Source organism: Ruegeria sp. AD5 (genome assembly GCF_056542345.1).
In genome coordinates this window covers 336,981-361,163 of record NZ_JBQFZR010000001.1, presented here as the reverse complement: position 1 = coordinate 361,163, position 24,183 = coordinate 336,981, and the positions used below count along the sequence as shown (strand labels likewise).

At 56.3% G+C, this 24,183-nt stretch carries 26 protein-coding genes; 15 read left to right on the top strand and 11 right to left on the bottom strand.

The features are described from left to right. Window positions 1-72 precede the first annotated feature (72 nt). The gene (gene gloB, locus ACR0JG_RS01805; RefSeq protein ID WP_480567367.1) at window positions 73-840 is read right to left on the bottom strand and encodes a hydroxyacylglutathione hydrolase; all 768 of its coding nucleotides are present in this window, start codon (window positions 838-840) and stop codon (window positions 73-75) included. A 61-nt stretch (window positions 841-901) separates the two neighbouring features. Here gloB and ACR0JG_RS01800 point away from each other — a divergent pair, with 61 nt between their 5' ends. The 8 genes from ACR0JG_RS01800 (at window position 902) to ACR0JG_RS01765 (ending at window position 8,064) form a co-directional block, all read left to right on the top strand. Continuing rightward, the gene (locus ACR0JG_RS01800; protein ID WP_170401881.1) at window positions 902-1,636 is read left to right on the top strand and encodes a methyltransferase domain-containing protein; all 735 of its coding nucleotides are present in this window, start codon (window positions 902-904) and stop codon (window positions 1,634-1,636) included. A 302-nt stretch (window positions 1,637-1,938) separates the two neighbouring features. After that, window positions 1,939-2,499, top strand: a complete 561-nt coding sequence (locus ACR0JG_RS01795; protein ID WP_170564161.1) for a F0F1 ATP synthase subunit delta — start codon at window positions 1,939-1,941, stop codon at window positions 2,497-2,499. Next, window positions 2,500-4,038, top strand: a complete 1,539-nt coding sequence (gene atpA / locus ACR0JG_RS01790) for a F0F1 ATP synthase subunit alpha (protein WP_480567366.1) — start codon at window positions 2,500-2,502, stop codon at window positions 4,036-4,038. It begins immediately after the preceding gene. Window positions 4,039-4,053: 15 nt separating this feature from the next. Continuing rightward, window positions 4,054-4,932, top strand: coding sequence for a F0F1 ATP synthase subunit gamma (locus ACR0JG_RS01785; protein WP_170392441.1), 879 nt, complete (start codon window positions 4,054-4,056; stop codon window positions 4,930-4,932). Between the two features lie 20 nt (window positions 4,933-4,952). Then, entirely contained in the window at window positions 4,953-6,377 is a 1,425-nt protein-coding gene (atpD, locus tag ACR0JG_RS01780) for a F0F1 ATP synthase subunit beta (protein ID WP_039537698.1), read from the top strand. A gap of 12 nt (window positions 6,378-6,389) precedes the next feature. Further along, window positions 6,390-6,800: a F0F1 ATP synthase subunit epsilon gene (locus ACR0JG_RS01775; protein ID WP_480567365.1), complete on the top strand. Its 411-nt coding sequence runs from the start codon at window positions 6,390-6,392 to the stop codon at window positions 6,798-6,800. A gap of 117 nt (window positions 6,801-6,917) precedes the next feature. Continuing rightward, window positions 6,918-7,268, top strand: a complete 351-nt coding sequence (locus ACR0JG_RS01770; RefSeq protein ID WP_170801993.1) for an H-type lectin domain-containing protein — start codon at window positions 6,918-6,920, stop codon at window positions 7,266-7,268. Between the two features lie 103 nt (window positions 7,269-7,371). Next, the gene (locus ACR0JG_RS01765) at window positions 7,372-8,064 is read left to right on the top strand and encodes a nitroreductase family protein (protein ID WP_170392435.1); all 693 of its coding nucleotides are present in this window, start codon (window positions 7,372-7,374) and stop codon (window positions 8,062-8,064) included. 52 nt (window positions 8,065-8,116) lie between these two features. Here ACR0JG_RS01765 and ACR0JG_RS01760 read toward each other — a convergent pair whose 3' ends face one another. After that, window positions 8,117-9,136, bottom strand: coding sequence for a ribose-phosphate pyrophosphokinase (locus ACR0JG_RS01760; protein ID WP_170392433.1), 1,020 nt, complete (start codon window positions 9,134-9,136; stop codon window positions 8,117-8,119). 108 nt (window positions 9,137-9,244) lie between these two features. Between ACR0JG_RS01760 and ACR0JG_RS01755 the strand changes: the two genes are divergently transcribed. Then, the gene (locus ACR0JG_RS01755; protein ID WP_170420553.1) at window positions 9,245-9,844 is read left to right on the top strand and encodes a 2-hydroxychromene-2-carboxylate isomerase; all 600 of its coding nucleotides are present in this window, start codon (window positions 9,245-9,247) and stop codon (window positions 9,842-9,844) included. Between the two features lie 19 nt (window positions 9,845-9,863). On the opposite strand, the gene ACR0JG_RS01750 is transcribed toward ACR0JG_RS01755, so the two are convergent. The 8 genes from ACR0JG_RS01750 to ACR0JG_RS01715 form a co-directional block, all read right to left on the bottom strand. Further along, window positions 9,864-10,898: a threonine aldolase family protein gene (locus ACR0JG_RS01750; protein ID WP_170392428.1), complete on the bottom strand. Its 1,035-nt coding sequence runs from the start codon at window positions 10,896-10,898 to the stop codon at window positions 9,864-9,866. Beyond that, window positions 10,898-11,371, bottom strand: coding sequence for a YcgN family cysteine cluster protein (locus ACR0JG_RS01745; protein ID WP_170512517.1), 474 nt, complete (start codon window positions 11,369-11,371; stop codon window positions 10,898-10,900). Before ACR0JG_RS01745 ends, ACR0JG_RS01750 begins: the two co-directional genes overlap by 1 nt. Beyond that, window positions 11,368-12,300: a bifunctional riboflavin kinase/FAD synthetase gene (locus ACR0JG_RS01740; protein WP_480567364.1), complete on the bottom strand. Its 933-nt coding sequence runs from the start codon at window positions 12,298-12,300 to the stop codon at window positions 11,368-11,370. Before ACR0JG_RS01740 ends, ACR0JG_RS01745 begins: the two co-directional genes overlap by 4 nt. Window positions 12,301-12,399: 99 nt before the next feature. After that, the gene (locus ACR0JG_RS01735) at window positions 12,400-13,365 is read right to left on the bottom strand and encodes a phosphatase PAP2 family protein (protein ID WP_480567363.1); all 966 of its coding nucleotides are present in this window, start codon (window positions 13,363-13,365) and stop codon (window positions 12,400-12,402) included. A 127-nt stretch (window positions 13,366-13,492) separates the two neighbouring features. After that, window positions 13,493-13,936, bottom strand: coding sequence for a MaoC family dehydratase (locus ACR0JG_RS01730; protein ID WP_170661787.1), 444 nt, complete (start codon window positions 13,934-13,936; stop codon window positions 13,493-13,495). 100 nt (window positions 13,937-14,036) lie between these two features. Then, window positions 14,037-14,912, bottom strand: coding sequence for a TIGR01459 family HAD-type hydrolase (locus tag ACR0JG_RS01725; RefSeq protein ID WP_170392423.1), 876 nt, complete (start codon window positions 14,910-14,912; stop codon window positions 14,037-14,039). 196 nt (window positions 14,913-15,108) lie between these two features. Continuing rightward, window positions 15,109-16,029 carry a manganese-dependent inorganic pyrophosphatase gene (locus tag ACR0JG_RS01720; RefSeq protein ID WP_170512514.1) on the bottom strand — a complete coding sequence of 307 codons (921 nt, stop codon included), beginning with the start codon at window positions 16,027-16,029 and terminating at the stop codon, window positions 15,109-15,111. Between the two features lie 99 nt (window positions 16,030-16,128). Beyond that, complete coding sequence (locus ACR0JG_RS01715; protein ID WP_480567361.1) at window positions 16,129-17,109, bottom strand: TraB/GumN family protein; 981 nt, start codon at window positions 17,107-17,109, stop codon at window positions 16,129-16,131. Window positions 17,110-17,230: 121 nt separating this feature from the next. On the opposite strand from ACR0JG_RS01715, the gene ACR0JG_RS01710 reads away from it, so the two are divergent. The 6 genes from ACR0JG_RS01710 (at window position 17,231) to ACR0JG_RS01685 (ending at window position 23,051) form a co-directional block, all read left to right on the top strand. Beyond that, window positions 17,231-17,905, top strand: a complete 675-nt coding sequence (locus ACR0JG_RS01710) for a DUF2161 family putative PD-(D/E)XK-type phosphodiesterase (protein WP_170594561.1) — start codon at window positions 17,231-17,233, stop codon at window positions 17,903-17,905. Window positions 17,906-18,079: 174 nt separating this feature from the next. Beyond that, window positions 18,080-18,367, top strand: coding sequence for a co-chaperone GroES (gene groES, locus ACR0JG_RS01705; protein WP_010441779.1), 288 nt, complete (start codon window positions 18,080-18,082; stop codon window positions 18,365-18,367). A 55-nt stretch (window positions 18,368-18,422) separates the two neighbouring features. Next, window positions 18,423-20,066, top strand: a complete 1,644-nt coding sequence (gene groL, locus ACR0JG_RS01700) for a chaperonin GroEL (protein ID WP_170392413.1) — start codon at window positions 18,423-18,425, stop codon at window positions 20,064-20,066. Between the two features lie 182 nt (window positions 20,067-20,248). After that, window positions 20,249-21,091, top strand: a complete 843-nt coding sequence (locus ACR0JG_RS01695) for a DMT family transporter (RefSeq protein ID WP_480567358.1) — start codon at window positions 20,249-20,251, stop codon at window positions 21,089-21,091. A 38-nt stretch (window positions 21,092-21,129) separates the two neighbouring features. After that, the gene (locus ACR0JG_RS01690; protein WP_170401841.1) at window positions 21,130-21,903 is read left to right on the top strand and encodes an alpha/beta fold hydrolase; all 774 of its coding nucleotides are present in this window, start codon (window positions 21,130-21,132) and stop codon (window positions 21,901-21,903) included. Further along, a complete protein-coding gene (locus ACR0JG_RS01685; protein WP_480567356.1) occupies window positions 21,900-23,051 on the top strand; it encodes an alpha-D-ribose 1-methylphosphonate 5-triphosphate diphosphatase in 1,152 nt (383 codons plus the stop codon). The genes ACR0JG_RS01690 and ACR0JG_RS01685 overlap by 4 nt, the downstream gene beginning before the upstream one ends. Before the next feature lie 62 nt (window positions 23,052-23,113). Here ACR0JG_RS01685 and ACR0JG_RS01680 read toward each other — a convergent pair whose 3' ends face one another. After that, the gene (locus ACR0JG_RS01680; protein ID WP_170636068.1) at window positions 23,114-24,181 is read right to left on the bottom strand and encodes a 5-(carboxyamino)imidazole ribonucleotide synthase; all 1,068 of its coding nucleotides are present in this window, start codon (window positions 24,179-24,181) and stop codon (window positions 23,114-23,116) included. Window positions 24,182-24,183 lie beyond the last annotated feature (2 nt).

Here is a 24,183-nt window from a genome sequence, read left to right as displayed (position 1 = left end):
GCTTCAAGGGTTTTCTTTCACTTGACAGTCACATTTGTTGTGACCGTGGCCGTGATTGGGGCTTGAAACGGGTTAAAAGCTGTCTTTTTGGGCTCGAATTTCGGCGAATACGGACACGGGATCAGAGTTTTCCATGCCCAGATGGGCCTGAATCGCCGGGTCAGTGGCCCTTAGAAACGGATTTGTCGCCTTTTCCAGGCCCAAAAGCGAGGGTACCGTGGGTTCTCCGGCAGCGCGGGCGCGATTAATATCGGCCACGCGGTCAAGCAAGGCTGGGTTGTTGGGATCGATGGTCAGGGCGAACTTGGCGTTTGCCTGTGTGTATTCGTGGCCTGAGCACACGATTGTTTCATCGGGCAGGGCCGCCAACTTGCTGAGAGAGGCCCACATTTGCGCAGGCGTGCCCTCGAACAATCGTCCACATCCCAGCGCCATCAGGCTGTCAGCGGTGAATACAACGCCAGTTTGGGGCATGTAGAATGCAATGTGCCCAATTGTATGACCGGACACATCAAGAACCTCGACCGGCTCACCGCCGATATAAAATGTGTCACCTTCAACCACCGCCTGATCAAGTTTTGGCAAGCGATGCTCATCTGCTTTTGCGCCGATCACACGCGCGGGCTGTTTCGCTAGAATGCCGCTCAGCCCGTCCACATGATCCCAATGATGATGTGTCAACAACACATGGCTTAGCTGCCAGCCGCGCGAATCCAGTTCAGCCAGAATCGGAGCTGCCTCTGGCGCATCGATCAAGGCAGTCTCACCGCTGGCCGGATCATGGGCGAGAAAGGCGTAATTATCGCTGAGGCAAGGAATGGTAACGATCTCAAGAGGCATGGCCTTTTGCCCTTTCATTGCTAGACTGCGCCCAGCTAAGCCGATTGACCGGGTGTCCGCAATGCATCTTGATGTGCAGGATCTGAGGAATTTCTACTATCGCAGCACCCTGGGTCGCGCGGCCCAGGCAGCGATCCGTGGTCGGTTGGTGGATCTTTGGCCCGAAGCCAAGGGGCAAACTGTGGTCGGATTTGGTTTTGCCGTACCTTTATTGCGGCCTTACCTCAAAGATGCGCGCCGTGTGATTGGTCTTATGCCTGGTCCGCAGGGTGTAATGCCATGGCCTGCGGGGATGCCCAATGTTTCCGTTCTGACCGAAGAGACGATGTGGCCAATCGAAACTGGCCATGTGGATAAACTCGTGGTGATGCATGGTTTGGAAACTTCAAACCGACCCAGCCAATTGCTGGAAGAATGCTGGCGCGTTCTGGGGCCCGGAGGGCGTGTGCTATTTGTCGTACCGAACCGGGCCGGGCTTTGGTCGCGCTCAGACCGGACACCGTTTGGCTTTGGGCAGCCCTATTCAACGACCCAATTGGAAAACCAATTGCGCGCGCACCACTTCGTCCCTGAAAATCATTGCTCGGCGCTTTACCTGCCGCCTTCGTTCCGTAGGTTCTGGCTAAAATCGGGCAGCCTGATCGAGAAGACTGGGCAACGCATCCCAACCGTTATGGCCGGAGGCGTGCTTATGGTTGAGGCCAGTAAACTCATTCGCCCGCCTAGCGGAAGCGTTACCAAAGACACAGCGAAGCGCCCGATCAAAGCGTTGGATGGTTTGTTAAAGCCTGCGTGACAGTCCGGCGCATTTTGAACGGAAAAAATGCGGGAAAAAGGTCACAGGAATCGCAAAAACCTGCATATTCGTAACATTTTTCAACTGCCCCAATCGGTCCAAAGGGTCGCAGTTGGGTTAAGTGTATGAAAAATAATAATTTGTGGATAAAACTGTTACCGCTATAGCGTATTGCTTGGTTGGAACACCTCTGCTACATCCCCGGTGATTTTGATCCCCGCCCTAAATGGACGGGGTTTCCTCACGCCCCAAGGTAGCGGCCGCTACTCAAAATCGGGGCCTCAAATATCGGAAGGGTGGACGTGTCCGAACCAGCTTCGATTTCCACTGGCATCGCCGAGCGCTATGCCACCGCGATCTTCGAGATCGCCAAAGAGAATAATGACCTTGCAGGTCTGGAAAGCGGAATCAACGATCTGGCAGCCGCATTGGGTGATAGCGCAGAATTGCGCGACCTGATCGCATCGCCTTTGGTTTCGCGCGCCGAACAGGAAAGCGCAATCACTGCTGTTGCTGACAAGATGGGCCTACATGCCATCCTGCGCAATACGTTGGGTCTGATGGCGCAGAAACGTCGTCTGTTCGTTGTACCGCAACTGGTGCAGGTTCTGCGCGACATGCTGGCTGACGAGCGTGGCGAGGTGACCGCCGATGTCGCCTCGGCCAAGGCGCTCACCAAGACCCAAATGGATAAACTGTCCAAGACGCTGTCCGAGCGTGTGGGCAAGACCGTGACAATCAATGCGACCGTTGATGAAAGCCTCATCGGCGGTCTTGTCGTTAAAGTGGGCTCGAAAATGATCGATAGCTCGATCCGTTCGAAGCTGAACTCCCTACAGAATGCAATGAAAGAGGTCGGATAAATGGGAATCCAAGCTGCAGAGATTTCTGCAATCCTGAAGGACCAGATCAAGAGTTTTGGTCAGGAAGCCGAAGTGGCCGAGATCGGCCGCGTGCTGAGCGTCGGTGACGGGATTGCCCGTGTATACGGCCTGGACAATGTGCAAGCCGGTGAGATGGTCGAATTCCCCGGCGGCATCATGGGTATGGCGCTGAACCTGGAAAGCGACAACGTCGGTGTTGTTATCTTCGGTTCTGACCGTGACATCAAAGAAGGTGACACTGTTAAGCGCACCAACTCGATCGTGGACGTTCCGATCGGTGACGAGCTGCTGGGCCGCGTTGTTGACGGTCTGGGCAACCCGCTGGACGGCAAAGGCCCGATCAACGCGACCAAGCGTGGCGTTGCAGACGTTAAAGCGCCGGGCATCATTCCGCGTAAATCGGTTCACGAGCCGATGGCAACCGGCCTGAAATCGGTTGACGCAATGATCCCAATCGGCCGTGGCCAGCGTGAGCTGATCATTGGTGACCGTCAGACCGGTAAAACCGCCGTTGCTCTGGACGCGATCCTGAACCAGAAAGTTTACAACGACGCAGCAGGCGACGACGAGTCGAAGAAGCTGTACTGCGTGTACGTTGCGATCGGTCAGAAGCGTTCGACCGTTGCTCAGCTTGTGAAGAAACTGGAAGAGTCCGGTGCGATCGACTACTCGATCGTTGTGGCGGCAACCGCGTCCGACCCGGCTCCGATGCAGTTCCTGGCACCTTACGCCGCGACCGCGATGGCCGAATACTTCCGTGACAACGGCCGCCACGCGCTGATCATCTATGATGACCTGTCGAAGCAGGCTGTGTCCTATCGTCAGATGTCGCTGCTGCTGCGCCGTCCGCCCGGACGTGAAGCCTATCCTGGCGACGTTTTCTACCTCCACTCGCGTCTGTTGGAACGTTCGGCAAAGCTGAACGAAGACTTCGGTGCGGGCTCGCTGACCGCTCTGCCGGTTATCGAAACTCAAGGTGGTGACGTTTCGGCGTTTATTCCGACCAACGTGATCTCGATCACCGACGGCCAGATCTTCCTGGAAACCGAACTGTTCTACCAAGGCATCCGCCCTGCTGTGAACACCGGTCTGTCGGTTTCGCGTGTGGGCTCCTCGGCTCAGACCAACTCGATGAAGTCGGTTGCCGGTCCGGTTAAGCTGGAGCTGGCTCAGTACCGCGAAATGGCTGCGTTTGCGCAGTTCGGTTCCGACCTCGACGCCGCGACCCAGCAGCTGCTGAACCGTGGTGCGCGTCTGACCGAGCTGATGAAACAGCCGCAGTACTCGCCGCTGACCAACGCCGAAATCGTCTGCGTTATCTTCGCCGGTACCAACGGTTACCTCGACAAGATCGACGTGTCCGATGTTGGCCGATACGAAGCCGGCCTGCTGGCGCACCTGCGTGGCAAGCACGCGGATCTGCTTCAGTGGATCACGGACGAAGATCCCAAGATCAAGGGTGACGCTTCCGACAAGATCAAGGCTGCGCTGGACGAATACGCCGCAACCTTCGCTTAAGGGAGAGGCGGGCATATGCCAAATCTTAAGGACCTTAAAAACAGGATCGAGTCGGTCAAATCGACCCGCAAGATCACCAAGGCCATGCAGATGGTCGCGGCAGCAAAACTGCGCCGCGCCCAGGAATCTGCCGAAGCCTCGCGTCCCTATGCCGAGCGGTTCAATGCCGTGATGGCGGGGCTGGCGGCTTCGGTCGGGGGCAGCGACAGCGCCCCCAAGCTGCTCCGTGGCACGGGCAGTGATGATGTCCATCTGCTGGTTGTCATGACAGCTGAACGCGGCCTGTGTGGCGGCTTCAACTCGAACATCGCCAAGCTCGCTCGCCAAAAGGCGGACGAGTTGCGCGCCAAAGGCAAGACGGTCAAGGTTTTGACCGTCGGCAAAAAAGGCCGCGACGCGCTCAAGCGTGATTTTAGCGATCTGTTCGTTGGACATATCGACCTGAGCGAGGTCAAGCGTCTGGGGTATTCCAACGCGCAAGACATCGCCAAGGACGTCCTGTCTCGTTTCGACGGGGGTGAGTTCGACGTTGCCACGATCTTCTACTCGAAGTTCGTCAACGTTGTGACCCAGATCCCGACGGCACAGCAGGTCATCCCCGCCTCGTTCGAAGACGAAGCGACGGGTGACGACAGCGGTGCGGTATTCGACTACGAGCCCAGCGAAGAGGCCATCCTGGCCGACCTGCTGCCCAAGGGGGTTGCCACCGCGATCTTCTCGGCTCTGCTCGAAAACGGAGCGTCTGAACAGGGTGCACGGATGTCCGCAATGGACAACGCGACACGCAACGCGGGTGAGATGATCGACAAGCTGACGATCCAGTTCAACCGCTCGCGTCAGGCCGTGATCACCAACGAGCTGATTGAAATTATTTCCGGCGCCGAAGCGCTGTAGAGACATACCGGAGACGAAACATGGCGAATGCAAAAGGCAAAGTCACACAGATCATCGGGGCCGTCGTCGACGTGCACTTCGAAGATCAGCTGCCTGAAATTCTGAACGCGCTGGAAACCACCAACAACGGCAAGCGCCTGGTGTTGGAAGTTGCTCAGCACCTGGGTGAAAACACCGTCCGTACCATCGCGATGGACGCGACCGAGGGTCTGGTCCGCGGCGAAGCCGTGACCGACACTGGCGCACCGATCTCGGTTCCGGTTGGTAACGCCACTCTGGGCCGCATCCTGAACGTGGTTGGCGAGCCGATCGACGAAAAAGGCCCGGTTGAAGCAACCGAAGCCCGTGCGATCCACCAGCCCGCACCGACTTTTGACGAACAGTCGACCGAGTCGGAAGTTCTGGTAACCGGCATCAAGGTTGTTGACCTGCTGGCCCCATACGCCAAAGGCGGTAAGATCGGCCTGTTCGGCGGCGCCGGCGTTGGTAAAACCGTTCTGATCATGGAACTGATCAACAACATCGCAAAAGTGCACTCGGGCTTCTCGGTGTTCGCGGGTGTTGGTGAACGGACCCGTGAAGGCAACGACCTGTACCACGAGATGATCGAATCGAACGTTATTAAACCGGACAACCTGTCGGAATCGCAGGTGGCCCTGGTTTACGGTCAGATGAACGAACCTCCGGGTGCGCGTGCGCGTGTTGCTCTGACCGGTCTGACCCTGGCCGAGCAGTTCCGCGACCAGTCCGGTACTGACGTTCTGTTCTTCGTCGACAACATCTTCCGCTTCACGCAGGCGGGTTCCGAGGTTTCGGCTCTGCTGGGTCGTATTCCTTCGGCGGTGGGCTACCAGCCGACCCTGGCCACCGACATGGGTGCCCTGCAGGAACGCATCACCTCGACCAAGTCGGGCTCGATCACCTCGGTTCAGGCGATCTACGTGCCTGCGGACGACCTTACCGACCCTGCGCCGGCAACCTCGTTTGCGCACTTGGACGCGACCACCGTTCTTAACCGCGCGATCTCGGAAAAGGGTATCTACCCTGCGGTTGACCCGCTCGACTCGACCTCGCGTCTGCTCGACCCGGCCATCGTTGGTGAAGAGCACTACAAGGTTGCGACCGACGTTCAGCAAATCCTTCAGCGCTACAAGTCGCTGCAGGACATCATCGCCATCCTCGGCATGGACGAACTGTCGGAAGAAGACAAACTGACCGTTGCCCGTGCCCGTAAGATCGAGCGCTTCCTGTCGCAGCCGTTCGACGTGGCCGAAGTCTTTACCGGTTCGCCGGGCGTTCAGGTTCCTCTGGATGTGACCATCGCGTCGTTCAAAGCGGTTGTCGCTGGCGAATACGATCACTTGCCCGAAGCGGCCTTCCTGATGGTTGGCGGCATCGAAGAAGTGATCGCCAAAGCGGAGAAGATGGCCGCAGAAGCCGCCTAAGGAGTATCCCTGATGGCAAACACGATGCAATTCGACCTCGTCAGCCCCGAGCGGAGCCTTGCTTCGCTCGAGGCCACCGCGGTCCAGATTCCCGGCGCGGACGGGGACATGACGGCAATGCCCGATCATGCCCCCACAATTACAACTCTGCGCCCGGGCATCCTGAAGGTCGAAGCACCCCAAGGCTCCAGCGAATACCTGGTCACCGGTGGGTTTGCTCAGATCAATGGTGATGGCCTGTCGGTTCTGGCCGAAAAAGCCATCCCAGTTGCCGAAGTAACACGTTCGCATCTGGACGATCTGATCGCCGAGGCCCGCGCTTCGCACGAGGCGGCCAAGGCCGGTGAAGATCAGACGATCGTCGACGATGCTGCAAAGTTGCTGGCTGACATGGAAGCCCTAGGAACGCATATGAGCCTGTAAGGGTTCATGACATTCTGATCACTTGGAACGGCCCCGTATCCGCGGGGCCGTTTTTTTGTCGTGATTTTGCCATTCGCTGAAGTTAAGCTGCAGGAATTGAACAATAAAAGACGATAGATGAAAAAGTTTCAAACCCATCCCATCGGCATTGATCAGGGCGAGGAGGTCTTGTTTTCCGATTTCGCCGATGGTGGCGTGATGTGGACTGGTGAGGGCCCGCGTGAGCGTCGCGTAAGCATCCGTTTTTCAGAAGTGTTCCGCTCTGAGCCAATCGTCCAGATAGGCGTGGTGCTTTGGGATGTGGATACGTCTTCCGCTTTACGCGCTGAAGTTCAGGCCGAAGATATAACGCCGGTAGGATTCAATGCGGTGTTTCGCACCTGGTCTGATACGCGTATCGCCAGAATTCGGGTGAACTGGACCGCAATTGGAGATGTTTCGCATGAAGACGATTGGGACATTTCGTGAAGCAGGCCTGTTCGTGAGATAAGATTGCGCACCTTCGCGCGTCGTCCCATAGAGAAGACTGGCCACCCCAAATAGCGGCTAACGCAACCGGAGGATCTTACAGGTGTTTGCACGAGATCATATCGAATACGAGGCCCTGGACCTTCCGGATCGTATGGACTTGTCTGATGAAGAAATGCTGGCCGAAGCGCGAGCGTTCTACGACAAGATGAAACGCCGCCATACCGTGCGTGACTATTCGGACCGGCCCGTCGAGCGCACGGTCATCGAAGAGTGCATTCGCGCAGCCGGAACAGCGCCCTCAGGAGCCAATCATCAGCCCTGGCACTTTGTGGCAATCTCGAACCCTGAGATGAAGCGCCGTATTCGGGAAGAAGCGGAAGCTGAAGAGCGCAGGTTTTATGAAGGCGGTGCCGGGGATGAATGGCTGAAGGCGCTTGAACCAATCGGGACTAACGATCAGAAGCCGCATCTGGAAGACGCACCGTGGCTGATAGTGATTTTCGCCCAACGTTGGGGTCATTTCGCTGATGGAGATCGGTTCAAAAACTACTACGTGCCTGAAAGCACGGGCATTGCCACGGGCTTTTTGTTGACGGCGCTGCACCATGCAGGGCTGGTATCGCTGACCCACACACCCAACCCGATGAAATTCCTGAATAAACTGCTAAACCGCCCTGATCATGAAAAACCTATTATGATCGTAGCTGTAGGCCACCCGCAAGACGACGCGAAGGTGCCAAAAGTTGCAAAGATGAAAAAACCGTTGGAAGAAATCATGACGGTCGCCGAATAGGCAGGCCGTCATGAATTCAGACATTATCAATAGTAGTCAGCAGTTTTTTTGATCAATCCATATGATAAAGTGACTCGTAGATCGGCGTCAGTGTCTTGTCTTCGAACAGCGATGATACGCTGGTGCCATTCCAAATGTTCAGGATCGCCTGCGTAAAGATCGGCGCGGTGGGCACGATGCGGATATTGGCGGCCTTGTTGATCTCAGCCGTAGGCTGGATCGTGTCCGATAGGACCAGAGATTTCATCACCGAATTGGTCACACGTTCAACCGCCGGTCCACTCATGACACCGTGGGTGATGTAAGAGTGCACTTCCTTGGCACCGTTATCCATCAGCACCTGAGCAGCTTTGCACAGAGTGCCAGCAGTATCGCAAATGTCATCGACGATCAGGCAGATTTTGTCTTTCACGTCACCAATGACAGTCATCTCGGCCACTTCGCCTGCCTTTTCGCGGCGCTTGTCGACGATCGAAAGGGGCGCATTGATGCGTTTGGCCAATTCACGGGCACGTGCAACACCGCCGACATCCGGCGAGACCACCATCAGGTCGTCCATCTGATCCTTGAATTGTTTCTTCACATCCAGGGCAAAGATCGGAGAGGCATAAAGGTTGTCCACCGGCATGTCGAAAAAGCCCTGAATCTGGGCTGCGTGCAGATCCATAGTTAGAATCCGTTCGATACCCGCACCAGTCAGCATGTTTGCCACCAGCTTGGCGCTGATTGGTGTGCGCGCCTTGGTGCGGCGGTCCTGACGGGCGTACCCGAAATACGGAATGACAGCGGTGATCCGGGCTGCGGATGAACGGCGCAGCGCATCTGCGATGATCAGCAGCTCCATCAGATTGTCATTGGCGGGGTTCGAGGTTGGTTGAACGATAAACATATCCTCACCGCGCACATTCTCGAAAACCTCGACGAAAATCTCTCCGTCGTTGAACCGTTCGACCCGAGCATCGACCAGCCCCTGGTCAACGCCGCGATGCAGGCTCATGCGACGTGCAATGGTTTCGGCAAGCGGAAGATTGGCGTTCCCAGCGATAAGCTTGGGTTCGTGAAGTGTCGGCATCGGCTGATTTTCCCCGGGCAGCAGTGGCAATGTGACAGATTCGTGATGTTGACACCGCTTAGCATGGGTCTACCGTCCCGCAAAGATAACGCAGCGGAGAAAGTGAACATGGCCCAGATTGACTACTTTTTTGCGACACTCTCGCCCTATTCCTATCTGGCGGGAATGCGCCTTGAAGAGATCGCGGCAAAACACGGTGCGACGATCAACTATAAACCATTGGATATTGTTGCCCTGTTCGGCCGGACAGGTGGAACACCACCAAAAGACCGACATATATCTCGCATCGAATACCGCGCGCAGGAATTGGTGCGCCAAGCGCGCAATCTGGATATGCCGTTGAACCTGCAGCCTGCGCACTGGCCGACGAACATGGCACCGTCCTCTTACGCTGTGATCGCAGCAGTACAGGATGGATCAGGTGATGTGGGTAAACTTTGCCATTCCTTCTTGCGTGCCTGCTGGGCAGAAGAAAAGGACATCTCTGATGATGGCGTGATCCGGGATTGCTTGGAACAGGCAGGATTTAATCCAAATCTAGCTGATAGTGGCCTGTTGGTAGGTGCGGAAACCTACGCCGCAAATCTGGAAGAAGCCGTGGACCGGGGTGTTTTCGGGGCACCATTTTACATCACACCGGACGATCAGAGGTTCTGGGGACAGGACCGTCTTGATGATCTGGACAAGCATCTGGCTGAGTTGAAATAGCCGGGGCAGGGAGGCACGGCTACAAGAGGTTCAGAAACCGATCGATCTGGTCGGTTTCGATGGACCAGTCACAGACAAGGCGGCAGGCCAGCATCTCGTCTTCGTCCTCACCGTCCAACGTATCGCCCCACAGGTGATAGACGGCGCCGGCCTCGTGCAGGCGCTTGTGTTGGCTGCGGGGAAAGCTTGCGAAAATCATGTTTGCCTGGGGTTCATGCAGGAATTCTGCCCCGACTGCCCGTAGACCATCCGCCAATCGCGCGCAATTGGCATTCGCTTTGCGAGCTGATTTCAGCCACAGGTCATCCTGCAGATAAGCAGCCATCTGGGCCGACAGATAACGGTGCTTGGAAAACAGGTGCGCCCCGCGCTTGCGTCGCAGCTCGAACTCCCAAGCTTTGCTTTCGTCGAAGAAGATTACGGCCTCGACACCCATCAGCCCGTTTTTGGTGCCGCCAAAGCTGACTGCGTCAACACCAGATTTCCACGTCATCTCTGCCGGTGAGCAATTCAAAGCGACCAGAGCGTTAGTGAAGCGTGCACCATCCATATGCACCGGCAACCCATACTTCTTGGCAACGCCACACAAGGCTTGAAGTTCGGCAAGCGAGTAAACCGAGCCACGCTCGGTCACCTGAGTGATCGAGACAGGCCCGCGCTGCGGACCATGCACGCCGCGGGTTTCTTCCCCCTCAATGGACTTGGTCAATGCTTCGGGGGTCATCTTGTCGCCACCCGGCACCAGAGTCAGTTTCGCGCCGGTGTAGAATTCGGGGGCATTGCACTCATCCTCATGGATATGAGCAACGGGTGAACAGAACACGGTTTCCCACGGCTTGCTCAGCGTTGCTAACGCCAGTGAATTAGCTGCCGTTCCCGTAGCGACCAGATAAACTGCCGCACCCGGTGCTTCGAAAATGCCGCGGATTTGGTCGCGCACTTCGTTCATCAAGGTGTCGGCGCCATAAGCCATCTGATAGCCCTGATTGGCTTCGGCCAATGCGGCCAGAACTTCGGGATGAACAGGCCCGGAATTATCAGAGGCAAAATGCATTAATTCGGCTCCTCGATGATGTAGTCTTCCCACTCTTCCATGGGCGTTTCGAATTCAGATACGGTTCGCCGCTGCACGGAGACTCCGGCGGTGTGAACGCTTTCAGGCGTACCTGATAGCAAAGGGTGCCAGTCGTAAAGCGGTTTGCCTTCCCAGAGCAGTCGATAGGCGCAAGTCTGCGGCAGCCAATAGGCATGGTTGTCGATGTTATCGGGTGTCATGACGATGCATTCGGGCACGAATTGGTGGCGGATATCATATTGGGTGCACCGGCAAGTTTCGTCATCCAGCAGGCGACAGGCAACACAGGTCAATGCGACCTCGCCCGTATCTTCGTCTTCCAGCTTGTTCAGACAGCATTTGCCGCAACCATCGCACAGTGCCTCCCACTCACGCTGGTTCATCTTGCGCAGCGGCTTGCGTTCCCAGAATCGGGGCGCGAGGCCAGCTCGATCGATTGGATCCGTAGTCATGTACTGGCCAGTATCTCTCTCGCGCGCGCGCAATCGGCATCCATCTGCGAGATCAACCCGTCAAGGCCGTCGAATGTCATTTCGGGCCGCAGATAGTCGACCAGACCAACGGACAGCGTGGCACCGTAAAGATCACCTGAGAAATTGAACAGAAATGTCTCGATGTTAGGAACCTCGCCTTGGAACATGGGCCGGGTCCCGACCGATGCCGCCCCGTGATAGCTGCCCTGATGCGGGCCATCCAGGACGTCGACCAAAACTGCATAAACGCCGAATCTCGGAGGGTGTAGTCCTTCGATCGACATATTGGCTGTCGGGTACCCCAACTCTCGTCCGCGTTGCTCGCCTCCGACGACCTCACCTTCAATCCGGTGCCAGTGCCCCAGCATTGTTGCCGCATCGCGCGGGCGCCCCTCTGACAGAGCTGTCCGGATCGCAGTCGACGAAACCACATTCTCGGTGCGCTCCAACAGGGGCGCGATGGTCACACCGAACCCCATCTCTTCGCCAAAGCGAACCAGGTCCTGAGGGTTACCGCTGCGCCCTTTGCCAAAACAAAAATCGGCACCCACGACAACATGAGAAAGCCCCAGACCATCGCATATGACATTCCTCGCAAAAGCTTCGGGCGTCATACCCGCGAGCGTTGAATTAAAAGGCAGTTCATAAAGCTTCTGCACGCCGAGTTTTTCCAGCCGGTGCGCGCGCGCATTGCCGCGCATCAGACGAAAGGGCGGTGCCTCTGGGGCAAAATACTCTCGTGGATGCGGCTCAAATGTCATGACTCCCAGTGGCGCATTCAATTCAGCATTGCGCGCCAACTCGATGACGGATTGATGGCCAAGATGAACACCGTCAAAGTTCCCGATGGCGACACTTGCGCCTCGGTCTTCTGGTTCAACAAACTGGAAGTCCCGGATGATAAGCATGCGGCTTGCCTAGCGGGACTGCCGTTCAGGTTCAAGCATCTGATTGTGGCGGTGCTTCAATACAGCAGTTTCGCCGGATTTCTGTTTCAGTGTGTTCCGTCATGCAGGCGCGAATGCGCCAATCGGGAGCGTTCTCCGTCTCTGCAAGGCCCAGACCACCAATATGACGCCAATCGAGGCATAGCCATCGATTGCATAATGGAATCCGATATAGACCGAGCAGAATAATACGGCGAGCAGAAACGCGAAGCCGGGCAGAAACAGAAAGGCGCTACGTTCAGTCATGTAAAGGGCGATAACGGTTGCCATCCCGACATGAAGTGATGGAAATGCTGAAATCCCAGTTGCAAAATTCTGCGAGTTACTGATGTAGTCGTTCCAAAGCAAAGCTTGGACTTGCCCAAGAATGCTCTCGGAAATCCCTGTATCATTGAGTGCTCGTGTCAGGCCAGCGAAGCGACTGTCATCAAACAGCAAATCGTAGTAGACGGGCCCGACCGAACTGAATCCAAGCGCCAAAATGTTGCCAAGTAAAATCCAGCATACGCAGTACAATACCAGGTAACGATGGCTACGAGGCTTGTCGCCATCGGTGAGTGCGATAAGCACTGGCAGGAAGAATGCGGGCAAGGCCCACATTTTCACATAGACGACCTCGACCATAGCTGGCGTAATATTTGCGGATACGCGATGTGTGATTTCCCACGGATCAATCCCGAAGTGGAGGAATTTGTCGACGTCCGCCAGAAGAGGGTCGGCGTAAAAGGGAACCACGTAAGGGATGGATGTTTTTGTTATTGAAAATGCGGCACAGAACATCAGGCTACCGAAGAACGCATATGCCGTATTAGCGGCTTTGACCTTCCAGTTTTGTTGCCGACTAACATACAACAATATCAATAGTGGAATCCCGGCGAACTTTAGATAAAGCACAAACTTAACAACTCGGGCGAGCAGCTTGGTGGTTTCGTAGTTCAGTGCTATGCTGGCATTGTCACGGACAAGGAGTGCCAAGGCGATTGAGAAAACGGCGTAACAAAATGAAAATAAAAAGAAAATTCTCATAAATAGTTGCTCTGGCGCTAATGAACGGCCCAGAATTAGGAGCGCAATTCGGCGACAATGTGGCTAAAGTTTGGGCTTTTGTCGGTAAATTGTAAAATCTACGACTGGAGTGTGGCTGCTGGAAATGTCAGTCGAACTTGCGGCTCGGAGCCAGCACCATGGCCTCACCCACCAGCACTTTCTTTCCGTTAACTGCGCAGTGGCAATCCAGCTTAACCCGGCGTTTGGCGAAATCGATATCGATCACCTTGACCTCGGCATAAACCATGTCGCCCGGACGCACCGGCGCCAGAAATTTAAGCGATTGTCCCATGTACACGGTTCCATGTCCGGGCAGCTGCTCTCCGATAACCGCAGAGATCAGGCCAGCGGTCAGCATGCCATGCGCAATACGTCCTTCGAAAATCGTATCGCGGGCATAGTCATCATCCAGATGAACCGGATTCCGGTCGGTCGATACTTGAGCGAACATCTCGATATCTTCATCGGTCACGACTTTGCGCAAGTGCCGTGACATGCCCATTTCGATGTCTTCGATGCAAATCGTTCCGCGCGGAAGGTTGTCCAACATGCTGCCCTCATTCGAGATCGAAAGAGCAACAAAAGACCATCATCTGCCGCTCGTCGGCAACTTTATTACTTCGCAGTTGCAGAAAATCAAGTCTTTTTTGCTATCTCAGGCGACCAATCGAATAGGTTGGATTGATCTGTTCCTTCTCGTTATGAGCTTTCAACGCGTCTTCGTCTGGATGATGTGATGTTTTGGTTTCTGCGGCTGCCAAACCGCCGGTGATGAAGAGGGTATCAATGCCTTCCCCCATGCCTCCAGCGATATCTGTTTGCGGCCCGTCCCCTATGGCAAGTATTTCAGAATCCGACACATCAACCCCAATCGCCTGCAACCTGCGCCGGGCCAGATCGTAGATGGGCGGGTGTGGCTTACCGAAATATAGGCTTTCACCACCCATCTCGGTATAAAGTCGGGCCAAAGCACCTGCGCACCATTCGCGCGTTTCGCCTCGGTCCACCACGATGTCCGGATTTGCGCAGAGCAGTTTCATCCCTTTCTGCTTGGCATAAAGAAAGTCGGGCCGGTTCACATCTGGGTCCGCCATCGGGTCGAATGGGCCGCAACACACGATGCCTTCGGCCGCGTCCAGCGGAACGCGTTCAATGTGGATCGGATGATCCAGCAGTTTCAGGGGTTCAAAAAAACCGGCATCCCGCTGCCATTCCCCCATGAAGTAGACTTTTTCGCCAATCGCCCCGCGAAACATCGCTGAACGCGCCGAATCACCGCTGGTTGCAATCGTGTCATAGGAATCTGCCGGCACATTGAAATGTAAAAGCTGCTCGGCAACCCCGGCCCGAGGCTTGGGGGAATTGGTTACAAGAACCACCGTGCCACCACGTTGACGATAAGCTTGCAGTGCCGCGACGGCCTCTGGGTAGGCAGTTATCCCATTATGAACGCAACCCCACAAATCAACAAACAGCGCTTTGTAGCGGTCAGAGATTTCAGCGAGTGAAGAAACGATCTGGGTCATGGCGCGCCTCGTGCAGCAGGGAATGCGAGATGTCAAAGCCTATGGCAGAGCGTGGCGCAATTGGCCAGAGGTGCAGCCCTAGGCGGAGCGGCCGAAATCAACCCCCCTTGTTCATCTGGCCAAAAATATCTCGGAGCACGAGGCAGAGCCTCGCAAAAAAAAGCGCCCGGTTTCGGGCGCCTTTGATAATCTAAATTCAAACCTTGAGGTTCGGAATGATCTGCTTTTTCCGGCTCATCACGCCGGGCAACACAACCGCGTCACCGTCCACGGTTGCGCCAAAGCTCTTCTCAGCGACACCTTTGACCAGATCATTTGGAACCAGCAGCGTTGCCTCTTCGTTCAGAATGTCGACCACGAACAGCAACACCTGATCAACGCCGTCTTCCTTGGCCACATCAGCCATCGAGCTTACGATGCTGTCCTTCCGATCCAGCACGACACCGGGGGCTGTGGTTTCCAGAACCGAGACCCGGAACTTGGTGCCGTCTACTTCGTATTCTTTGCTGTCCATGCGGATCAGTTCGGCGTCCGAGAATGACGATACATCCGATTTTGCTGCAAACATGTCGGCGGCGTAGGCCGAGACATCCAGACCAAGTTCAGCCGCCAGTTTCTCAGCCACGGCGCGGTCGTGTGCGGTGGTTGTGGGTGAGCGGAATTCCAGTGTGTCCGACAGGATGCAGGTCAGCGCGGCACCTTTGATCGCGTCGGGCATCTTGGCGGCGTCGTCACCCATTAGATCGACCATGATGGTTGCCGTGCAGGCCAGCGGGCGCACAGTGATGTCGATGGGGCCTTTGGTTTCAAGCCCGCCAACCAGTTTGTGGTGGTCGATTATGGCGCGGATATCTGCGCTGTTGATGCTGGCGGGCAGCTCGGCCGGATTGTTGGTGTCGACGATGACAACCGGTGCATCCTCGGCCACGTCCTCGATGATTTGCGGCTTGGGCAGGTCCCAACGCTCAAGCATAAAGGCGGCTTCGGTGTTGGGTTCGCCTAGCAAAACGGGCTGTGCCTGTTCACCTTTTACTTCGTTCAGATACCATGACCACAGGATCGGAGAGCCGGTGGAATCGGTGTCGGGAGATTTGTGGCCAAAAACTAGCGTTGTCATGTCTCGTGTCCTGAAGAATATGGATTTGCGCGCCTTATAGGGTGGTCAAACACGGTTGTCACCCGGAAGCAAACTTGCTGCGACCCTTGGTCTGAAAACCTAGAATTCAGCGCGTTCCAGTGTATATCCGGCTTGCTGTAGCTGGTTCAGTAAGCCGTAGTCGTTGCTCAGATGTCCGGCCCCGACAGCGATCACCGCGGTCTGATCCTTCAGGTCCAGAATCTTTTCCATCCAGTTGGCGTTGCGTTGCACCAGAAGCTGATCCTCGAACCCTTTCCATTCGGCGTTAAACTCTTCTGGTGTCATCCCTGAAGCTTCAAGTCCCTGAATTTTCGCAAGCTCAATGATCGCGGCGTGCTGCTCTTCGATATAGGCGTTCGCCATGGTGATCATTTGGTCGTCCCCGGCCTGCAGCGCCCCAGCCAGCCTGGTCAGTGACGCCACTTGTTCCTCCAGAGGATGGCTGTCGAACATGGCTATCAGATCCTCGATCCGCTCTAGCGAATACTGGGGTATCCCGTGTTGTTCGGCCAGTTCCGTCAGGCGCGTGTCCATGCCGCGATCAAAGTCTGGGGTATTCATCAGGCAAGGCGGAATGCCCAACATCATGCTTAGAAACCAAGGGCGCATCTTGGCGGCCATCCAGGCGGGAATGCCACGCTCGGCCAGAGTCGCGGACAGCGCTGTCCAATCTTCTTCCGACATCAGGTCAATCAAAGTGGGGCCGGACGTAATCAGGACCGGGCTGAAATCATCGGCCAGATCTTTTTCGAACGCGTCCATTTCGTCCTGTGTGACCTCGAAGAAAAACGCGTCGGCCTGACTCAGAACTGGCTCCAAGCGCTCGACCACGGGTGCCATGCGGGGGTCGCTGGTGTGGAGGGTGCCGATCAGGTGCAAGACGGTCCCGTCTTTTGTCGCGATCCAGTGGTTGCCCTCCGGAAACGGAATTTCACTGATTGTCTTCTCGAGATCAGCTTGACTTTCGGCCGACAGGTCAAGCCTAAGATCTCTCCCTTCGCAGGCCGCATGGGCGGTAATCGGAAGCAAAAGGCCGAGACAAAAGCTGAGCAAGCGCATATGGAACCTTCCGGAAATGGCGAATATGACCAAGACGTACTCCTGCCTTCTTGTAAGTTGCAATGTAGTTTGTCTTCAAACCGTGGCTGGCAATCCGCGCGAAACTACATAGCATAGCGTTATGAAGCTCGAGCAGGATCTCTATCCACCCATCAAAGCCTTGTTGGAACGTCAGGGATATACCGTTAAAGGTGAGGTTGGCGCCGCCGATATTGTTGCTCTGCGGGATGGGCAGGAGCCGGTGATCGTGGAACTCAAGCTGCGCTTCAGTCTCGCGCTGTTTCATCAGGCCATCACACGACTGAAAATAACCGATCAGGTCTATATTGGGGTCTGTAAACCAAAAGGCCGGGCAGCGAGACGGGCGTTGAAGGATAATCTGGCGCTGTGCCGCCGCCTGGGATTGGGCCTGATCACCGTGCGCTCTGATGGAGCGGTCGAGGTTCAATGCGATCCCGGCCCCTATGCGCCGCGCAAGGATAAGGTCAGGGCTAAGCGATTGCTGCGCGAGTTTGAAAGGTTGCAGGGCGATCCCAATGCGGGCGGTGCCACGCGTCATGGGATCGTAACGGCCTATCGGCAAGATGCGCTAAAATGCGCGGCCCATCTGGCAGAGAACGGAGCGGGCAAGGGGGCCGATGTCGCAAAGGCCACTGGCGTAAGTGCGGCGACACGTTTGATGTACGACAATCATTACGGCTGGTTCGAAAAAGTGGAAAAGGGCGTCTACGCGCTGTCTGAGGCAGGGCAAGAAGGTCTGAAACACTGGGCGTACAGCTGGGATCAGCCAGACTAGGTGCCTTGTTCTTGCCTGCTTATCGCGCCGGGCAAAAAAATCTTTCACATATTGTTGACTCGCTTCCTGCAACTCCCTAGCTATGCGTCGTTATCACTCATGAGACCCGAGTGCTAACGCCTCGTCAGTCGGCGAGGGGAGGATAACAAACTTTGAGCCCAAGGAGCTGCAAAGATGGCATTGAAACCGCTTCATGACCGTGTGCTGGTTCGTCGCGTAGAAAGCGAAGAGAAAACCGCAGGCGGACTGATCATTCCCGACAGCGCAAAAGAAAAGCCCAGCGAAGGCGAAGTCGTTGCAACCGGCGAAGGCGCGCGCAAGGACAGCGGCGAACTGATCGCGATGGCTGTAAAAGCTGGCGACAAGATCCTGTTCGGCAAATGGTCGGGCACCGAGGTTCAGGTCAACGGCGAAGAGCTGCTGATGATGAAAGAAAGCGACATCATGGGGATCATCGAGTAAGCGCACCTGCTTTCTCTGATCTTCATTTCAACAGATATTCTCAAGGAGAGACAACATGTCTGCAAAGGACGTCAAGTTTGACACCGATGCCCGTAACCGCATGCTGGCCGGTGTAAATGTTCTGGCCGATGCTGTTAAAGTGACCCTGGGCCCGAAAGGCCGCAACGTGGTTCTGGACAAATCCTTTGGCGCGCCGCGCATCACCAAAGACGGTGTTTCGGTTGCCAAGGAAATCGAACTGGAAGACAAGTTCGAAAACATGGGCGCGCAGATGGTGAAAGAAGTCGCCAGCCGCACCAATGACGAAGCCGGCGACGGCACCACCACCGCAACCGTTCTAGCCCAAGCCATCGTTCGCGAAGGTCTGAAGCAGGTTGCAGCGGGCCTGAACCCGATGGACCTGAAGCGCGGCATCGACCTGGCAACTGCCAAGGTTGTCGAAGGCATCAAAGACGCTTCGCGTGAAGTCAAAGACTCGGCAGAAGTTGCTCAGGTTGGCACCATCTCGGCCAACGGCGAAGCCGAAATCGGCCAGCAGATCGCAGACGCGATGCAGAAAGTTGGCAACGAAGGCGTTATCACCGTCGAAGAAAACAAAGGTCTGGAAACCGAGACCGATGTTGTCGAAGGTATGCAGTTCGACCGTGGCTACCTGTCGCCTTACTTCGTCACCAACGCAGACAAGATGATCGCAGAACTCGACGACTGCATGATCCTGCTGCACGAAAAGAAACTGTCCTCGCTGCAGCCGATGGTTCCGCTGCTCGAGCAGGTGATCCAGTCGCAAAAGCCGCTGCTGATCATTGCTGAGGATGTTGAAGGCGAAGCGCTGGCAACTCTGGTGGTCAACAAACTGCGCGGCGGCCTGAAAATTGCTGCTGTCAAAGCACCGGGCTTCGGCGATCGCCGCAAGGCCATGCTGCAGGACATCGCGATCCTGACCGGTGGTCAGGTCATCAGCGAAGATCTTGGCATGAAGCTCGAGTCCGTCACCATGGACATGCTGGGCACCGCCAAGAAAATCGAAATCACCAAAGACGAAACCACCATCGTCGACGGTGCTGGCGAGAAAGCCGAGATCGAGGCACGTGTTGCTCAGATCCGCACTCAGATCGAAGAAACTTCGTCGGACTACGACCGTGAGAAGCTGCAAGAGCGCGTTGCCAAACTGGCAGGCGGTGTTGCTGTTATCCGCGTCGGCGGCATGACCGAAGTTGAAGTGAAAGAGCGTAAGGACCGTGTCGACGATGCTCTGAACGCGACCCGCGCTGCCGTTCAGGAAGGCGTTGTTGTCGGCGGTGGTGTTGCTCTGGTTCAGGCCGGTAAAGCACTGGAAACTCTGGAAGGTGCAAACGCTGACCAGAACGCAGGTATCAACATCGTTCGTAAGGCAATCGAAGCGCCTTTGCGCCAGATCGCCGAGAACGCTGGTGTCGACGGTGCGGTTGTTGCTGGCAAAGTTCGCGAAAGCGACGACGCAGCATTCGGCTTCAACGCTCAGACCGAAGAATATGGCGACATGTTCTCGTTCGGCGTCATCGACCCGGCCAAAGTTGTCCGTACCGCTCTGGAAGATGCGGCATCGGTTGCTGGCCTGCTGGTCACCACCGAAGCAATGGTTGCCGACAAGCCCGCCAAAGAAGGCGCGGCACCTGCCGGCGGCATGCCCGACATGGGCGGCATGGGCGGCATGATGTAAGCTGCTTAAGCCTTAGTGCTTAATAGCGGGGTCGCCTTTGGGCGGCCCCGGTTTTGTTTGGAATGTCTGTTGTGCATTCGTATCATTGGCGCTGGTAGGCTCTGGTCCGAGGAGGGTCGGGATTGGCTCGGCAATCGGGAATGTGAGTGTGCAAATCCCTTTGAAACGGCTATGCGGTTGATATGCGACTGTTTCTTCTGACCGCTTTAACCATATGCGCCTTCGCCGCGAATTCGATCTTGAACCGCCTTGCTATCGACAGTGGCGCAAGTGATCCGGCGGGATTTGCCATCATCCGGGTTTTGGCTGGTGCCTTGGTTTTGACGGTATTGGTGGCGCTTCGGGGCGGCTCGATCCCTGTTTTTGATCGTCGACGTGTTGTTGGGGCCGGGTCACTGTCGCTTTATATGATCGGGTTTTCAGTAGCGTATCTGACGCTTGATGCCGGGCTTGGTGCGCTGATCCTGTTCGGGGTTGTGCAAATTACCATGTTTGCGATTGGTGCAATGACCGGTTCTGCACCCACTTTGAGACAGATATTGGGTGCCGGTATTGCGCTTGGTGGACTGGCTTTTGTTCTTTGGCCTGCTGGGACGGTTCAGGTCGACCCGACAGGGGCCGGCTTAATGACGGCTGCCGGGGTCGGGTGGGCCATATATTCCATCGCGGGCCGGTCCGAACCAGATGCATTGTCGGGAACTGCAGCAAATTTCATCATGGCGTTGCCTGTCACGGGATTTGCCCTGTTCCTGCTGGGAAGCAATTGGCAAATGTCTCCGCTTGGCTATGGGCTGGCTGCGCTTTCCGGAGGCGTCACGTCCGGTCTCGGCTATGCGCTATGGTACCGTGTCGTGCCACAGCTTTCACCGGCGGTGGCCGCGATCGTGCAACTCAGCGTTCCAGTTATCGCAATTGCTGCCGGGGTCATCCTGTTAGCCGAGATGGCAAGTCTAAGGCTTCTACTCGGCGCCGGATTTGTACTCGGCGGCATCGCACTGGCGGTGCTGCGCCGGAACCGTGGCTAGGGGTTCCCTCGGCCTGGGTTAGGCCTTATCTGGCGTGTATGAAATTTCTTGCTGTTCTCCTCTTGTGCCTTATGCCTGCGGTGGCCAATGCGAAATGCGTGGTTCTTCTGCATGGCCTCGCGCGCACAGAGGCCTCGTTTACCGTCATGGAACAGCTTTTTCATGCGCATGGTTACACTGTGGTTCGTCCAGGTTACCCTTCGACAGACCTACCAATACCAGACCTCGCCAACCAGACTTTACCAGCTGCGTTCGCCGCCTGCGGGGAGGATACGGTTAACGTTGTAGCGCATTCGATGGGGGGCATTCTGCTGCGCTATTGGTTGCAGGACAACGACCCCGAGAATCTGGGACGCGTTGTCATGCTCGGACCTCCTAATCAGGGCAGCCAACTGGTAGACGAGCTTGGCGCCTGGGAGGTTTTCGGCTTTCTGAATGGCCCTGCAGGGCTTGCGTTGGGAACCGGACCAGAGGGTATTCCACGCCGCCTGCCGCCCGTGGAGTTCGATTTGGGGGTGATTGCAGGCGAGAACTCATTGAACCCATTGTTCTCGTCTCTGATCGATGGTCCAGATGACGGCAAGGTATCGATAGAGACCACAAAGGTTGAGGGTATGGCTGATCACATCGTCTTGCCGGTGACGCATACGTTCATGATGAACAACCCGCGGGTCATGGCGCAGACCCTGCATTTCATCGAATTCGGACAGTTCGATCCACAAATCACCTGGCTTGACGGGGTGATGGATATCATCGACCAGATCTGTCTTGGGGAAGATTGCTCGGAACCGGACTCGGAGCCCACTCAATGAACTCATTGGAACTGACATTGACCGGCGCGAAGGTTCTGTTGCCCGGCGAAGGGGTGTCGCGTGCTGAACTGACGATCGCCGAAGGTACCATTCAATCCGATAGGGCAGGGCGGCAGATTGATTTGTCAGGATACCTCATCCTGCCTGGCATCATTGATTTGCATGGCGACGGTTTTGAACGTCACATCGCGCCCCGGCGCGGTGCCATGAAGCAGATGGCAGAGGGCATTTTATCGGTTGAAGCGGAACTAGCCGCGAATGGAATAACCACAGCTGTTCTGGCGCAGTTCCACAGTTGGGAAGGCGGCGTGCGCGGGCCCGAGTTTGCTGGTCAGGTTTTTGACGCCATCGCTGCGGTTCGGGATGATGTTGTAACCCAACTGATCCCTCAACTGCGCTTCGAAACCCATATGCTGGACGACTATGACGGGCTGCCCGAACGTATCGCGGATTGGCAGGTGCCTTATGTGGTTCTGAATGATCATCTACCTCATGACCGGCTGGCTGAGGGGCGAAAACCACCCCGCTTGACGGGGCAGGCACTGAAGGCGGGACGGAATCCCGAAGTGCATTTTGAGATGCTGAAGGCAATGCACAACCGCAGCGCCGAGGTGCCAGCAGCACTGGACAGCCTTTGCACTGTCCTTGCGAACCGAGGAATTCGGCTCGGCAGCCATGATGATACAACGCCGCAGGATCGTGCTGAGTGGCGCGAGCGCGGGGTGATGATCTCGGAATTTCCGGAAACGCTGGAAGCCGCCGAATGTGCCCGGGCGGGCGGAGATCACATCATCCTCGGCTCACCCAATGTTGTGCGGGGCGGCTCACATAAGGGAAATGCCAGCGCGGTGGATCTGATCTCGATGGGTTTGTGTGATGCATTGGCATCGGATTACCACTACCCCAGCCCGCGCCGCGCTGCGCTGATGTTGGTAAAATCTGGCCTGCTGGATATTGCGTGCGCCTGGGCGCTTGTCTCGTCCGGTCCCGCGCGGGTTTTAGGCCTGAAGGATCGCGGAACGTTACAGCCCGGATATCGTGCTGATCTGGTGATACTCGATGCGGCAACCCACCAAGTCGCTGCCACACTGTCAGGCGGGTGTGTCAGCTATATGTCCGGTAGTATCGCAACACGTTTCTTGAGCTGATCCCGGCTTCATCTGGCTAAAAAATACCTCCGCCGGAGGCATCGCGCGTAAGCGCGATTACCTCATCGCGAAATCCGGTTGAAATGCCCCATCTTGCGGCCGGCCTTGACCTCGGCCTTGCCATAGAGATGCAGTGCTACGTCCCGTTCGCGTGAAAGCTCGGGTACGCGGTCCATGTCATGCCCGATCAAATTCTCCATCACGACGTCCGAGTGGCGCTGACCGTCGCCCAAAGGCCAACCGGCCACGGCGCGAATATGTTGTTCAAACTGATCCACGGCGCAGCCGTTCTGGGTCCAGTGACCCGAGTTATGAACGCGCGGCGCGATTTCATTCACGATCAATCCTTGTGGCGTCACAAACAATTCGACACCCATGACGCCGACATAATCTAGCGCGTTGAGAATGTTGGCGGCCAGCAATACCGCATCTGTCCGCTGCGCCGGAGACAGGCGTGCCGGTATTGTGGTCGTGTGCAATATGCCATCGCGATGGACATTCTCGCCCGGATCGAAACAGGCAACTTGCCCGTCCAGACCGCGTGCTGCGATGACCGAAACCTCGTGGCTGAAGTCCACAAACCCTTCCAGTATGGACGGCGCGCCCGCCATATCGGCCAGTGCCGCCCCGGCATCTTCGGGTGCGCGCAGCCGGGCCTGACCTTTGCCGTCATAGCCGAAGCGTCGGGTTTTCAGGATAGCGGGGGTGCCAATGTCATCAATTGCGGCGCGCAGGCTGTCCAAATCGGAGATGTCTGCAAAGGGCGCGGTTTGCAGGCCTAAGCCTTGTAGAAATGTCTTTTCGGTCAAGCGGTCCTGACTGACCCGCAACGCCTCTCGACCCGGGTGAATGGGGCGGTGTGCCTCAAGCAGATCCAGCGCCTGGGTGGGGATGTTTTCAAACTCGTAGGTGATCACGTCGACCGACTCAGCAAAGGCCTTCAATGCGTCGGCGTCATCATAGGCTGCGGTCGTGACCTGATTTGCAACTTGACCGGCCGGAGGATTTGCACTCGGCTCGAATATGTGGGACTTGAACCCCAACCGTGCAGCCGCGATCGAGAGCATCCTGCCCAGCTGACCGCCCCCCAATATCCCGATTGTCGCACCGGGCGTAAGCATATCTGACATCG

Coding starts and splice junctions, on each gene's coding strand:
- gloB (WP_480567367.1), bottom strand. CDS start 840: ATGCCTCTTGAGATCGTTACCATTCCTTGCCTCAGCGATAATTACGCC.
- ACR0JG_RS01800 (WP_170401881.1), top strand. CDS start 902: ATGCATCTTGATGTGCAGGATCTGAGGAATTTCTACTATCGCAGCACC.
- atpA (WP_480567366.1), top strand. CDS start 2,500: ATGGGAATCCAAGCTGCAGAGATTTCTGCAATCCTGAAGGACCAGATC.
- ACR0JG_RS01785 (WP_170392441.1), top strand. CDS start 4,054: ATGCCAAATCTTAAGGACCTTAAAAACAGGATCGAGTCGGTCAAATCG.
- atpD (WP_039537698.1), top strand. CDS start 4,953: ATGGCGAATGCAAAAGGCAAAGTCACACAGATCATCGGGGCCGTCGTC.
- ACR0JG_RS01775 (WP_480567365.1), top strand. CDS start 6,390: ATGGCAAACACGATGCAATTCGACCTCGTCAGCCCCGAGCGGAGCCTT.
- ACR0JG_RS01770 (WP_170801993.1), top strand. CDS start 6,918: ATGAAAAAGTTTCAAACCCATCCCATCGGCATTGATCAGGGCGAGGAG.
- ACR0JG_RS01760 (WP_170392433.1), bottom strand. CDS start 9,136: ATGCCGACACTTCACGAACCCAAGCTTATCGCTGGGAACGCCAATCTT.
- ACR0JG_RS01755 (WP_170420553.1), top strand. CDS start 9,245: ATGGCCCAGATTGACTACTTTTTTGCGACACTCTCGCCCTATTCCTAT.
- ACR0JG_RS01750 (WP_170392428.1), bottom strand. CDS start 10,898: ATGCATTTTGCCTCTGATAATTCCGGGCCTGTTCATCCCGAAGTTCTG.
- ACR0JG_RS01745 (WP_170512517.1), bottom strand. CDS start 11,371: ATGACTACGGATCCAATCGATCGAGCTGGCCTCGCGCCCCGATTCTGG.
- ACR0JG_RS01740 (WP_480567364.1), bottom strand. CDS start 12,300: ATGCTTATCATCCGGGACTTCCAGTTTGTTGAACCAGAAGACCGAGGC.
- ACR0JG_RS01735 (WP_480567363.1), bottom strand. CDS start 13,365: ATGAGAATTTTCTTTTTATTTTCATTTTGTTACGCCGTTTTCTCAATC.
- ACR0JG_RS01730 (WP_170661787.1), bottom strand. CDS start 13,936: ATGTTGGACAACCTTCCGCGCGGAACGATTTGCATCGAAGACATCGAA.
- ACR0JG_RS01725 (WP_170392423.1), bottom strand. CDS start 14,912: ATGACCCAGATCGTTTCTTCACTCGCTGAAATCTCTGACCGCTACAAA.
- ACR0JG_RS01720 (WP_170512514.1), bottom strand. CDS start 16,029: ATGACAACGCTAGTTTTTGGCCACAAATCTCCCGACACCGATTCCACC.
- ACR0JG_RS01715 (WP_480567361.1), bottom strand. CDS start 17,109: ATGCGCTTGCTCAGCTTTTGTCTCGGCCTTTTGCTTCCGATTACCGCC.
- ACR0JG_RS01710 (WP_170594561.1), top strand. CDS start 17,231: ATGAAGCTCGAGCAGGATCTCTATCCACCCATCAAAGCCTTGTTGGAA.
- groES (WP_010441779.1), top strand. CDS start 18,080: ATGGCATTGAAACCGCTTCATGACCGTGTGCTGGTTCGTCGCGTAGAA.
- groL (WP_170392413.1), top strand. CDS start 18,423: ATGTCTGCAAAGGACGTCAAGTTTGACACCGATGCCCGTAACCGCATG.
- ACR0JG_RS01695 (WP_480567358.1), top strand. CDS start 20,249: ATGCGACTGTTTCTTCTGACCGCTTTAACCATATGCGCCTTCGCCGCG.
- ACR0JG_RS01690 (WP_170401841.1), top strand. CDS start 21,130: ATGAAATTTCTTGCTGTTCTCCTCTTGTGCCTTATGCCTGCGGTGGCC.
- ACR0JG_RS01685 (WP_480567356.1), top strand. CDS start 21,900: ATGAACTCATTGGAACTGACATTGACCGGCGCGAAGGTTCTGTTGCCC.
- ACR0JG_RS01680 (WP_170636068.1), bottom strand. CDS start 24,181: ATGTCAGATATGCTTACGCCCGGTGCGACAATCGGGATATTGGGGGGC.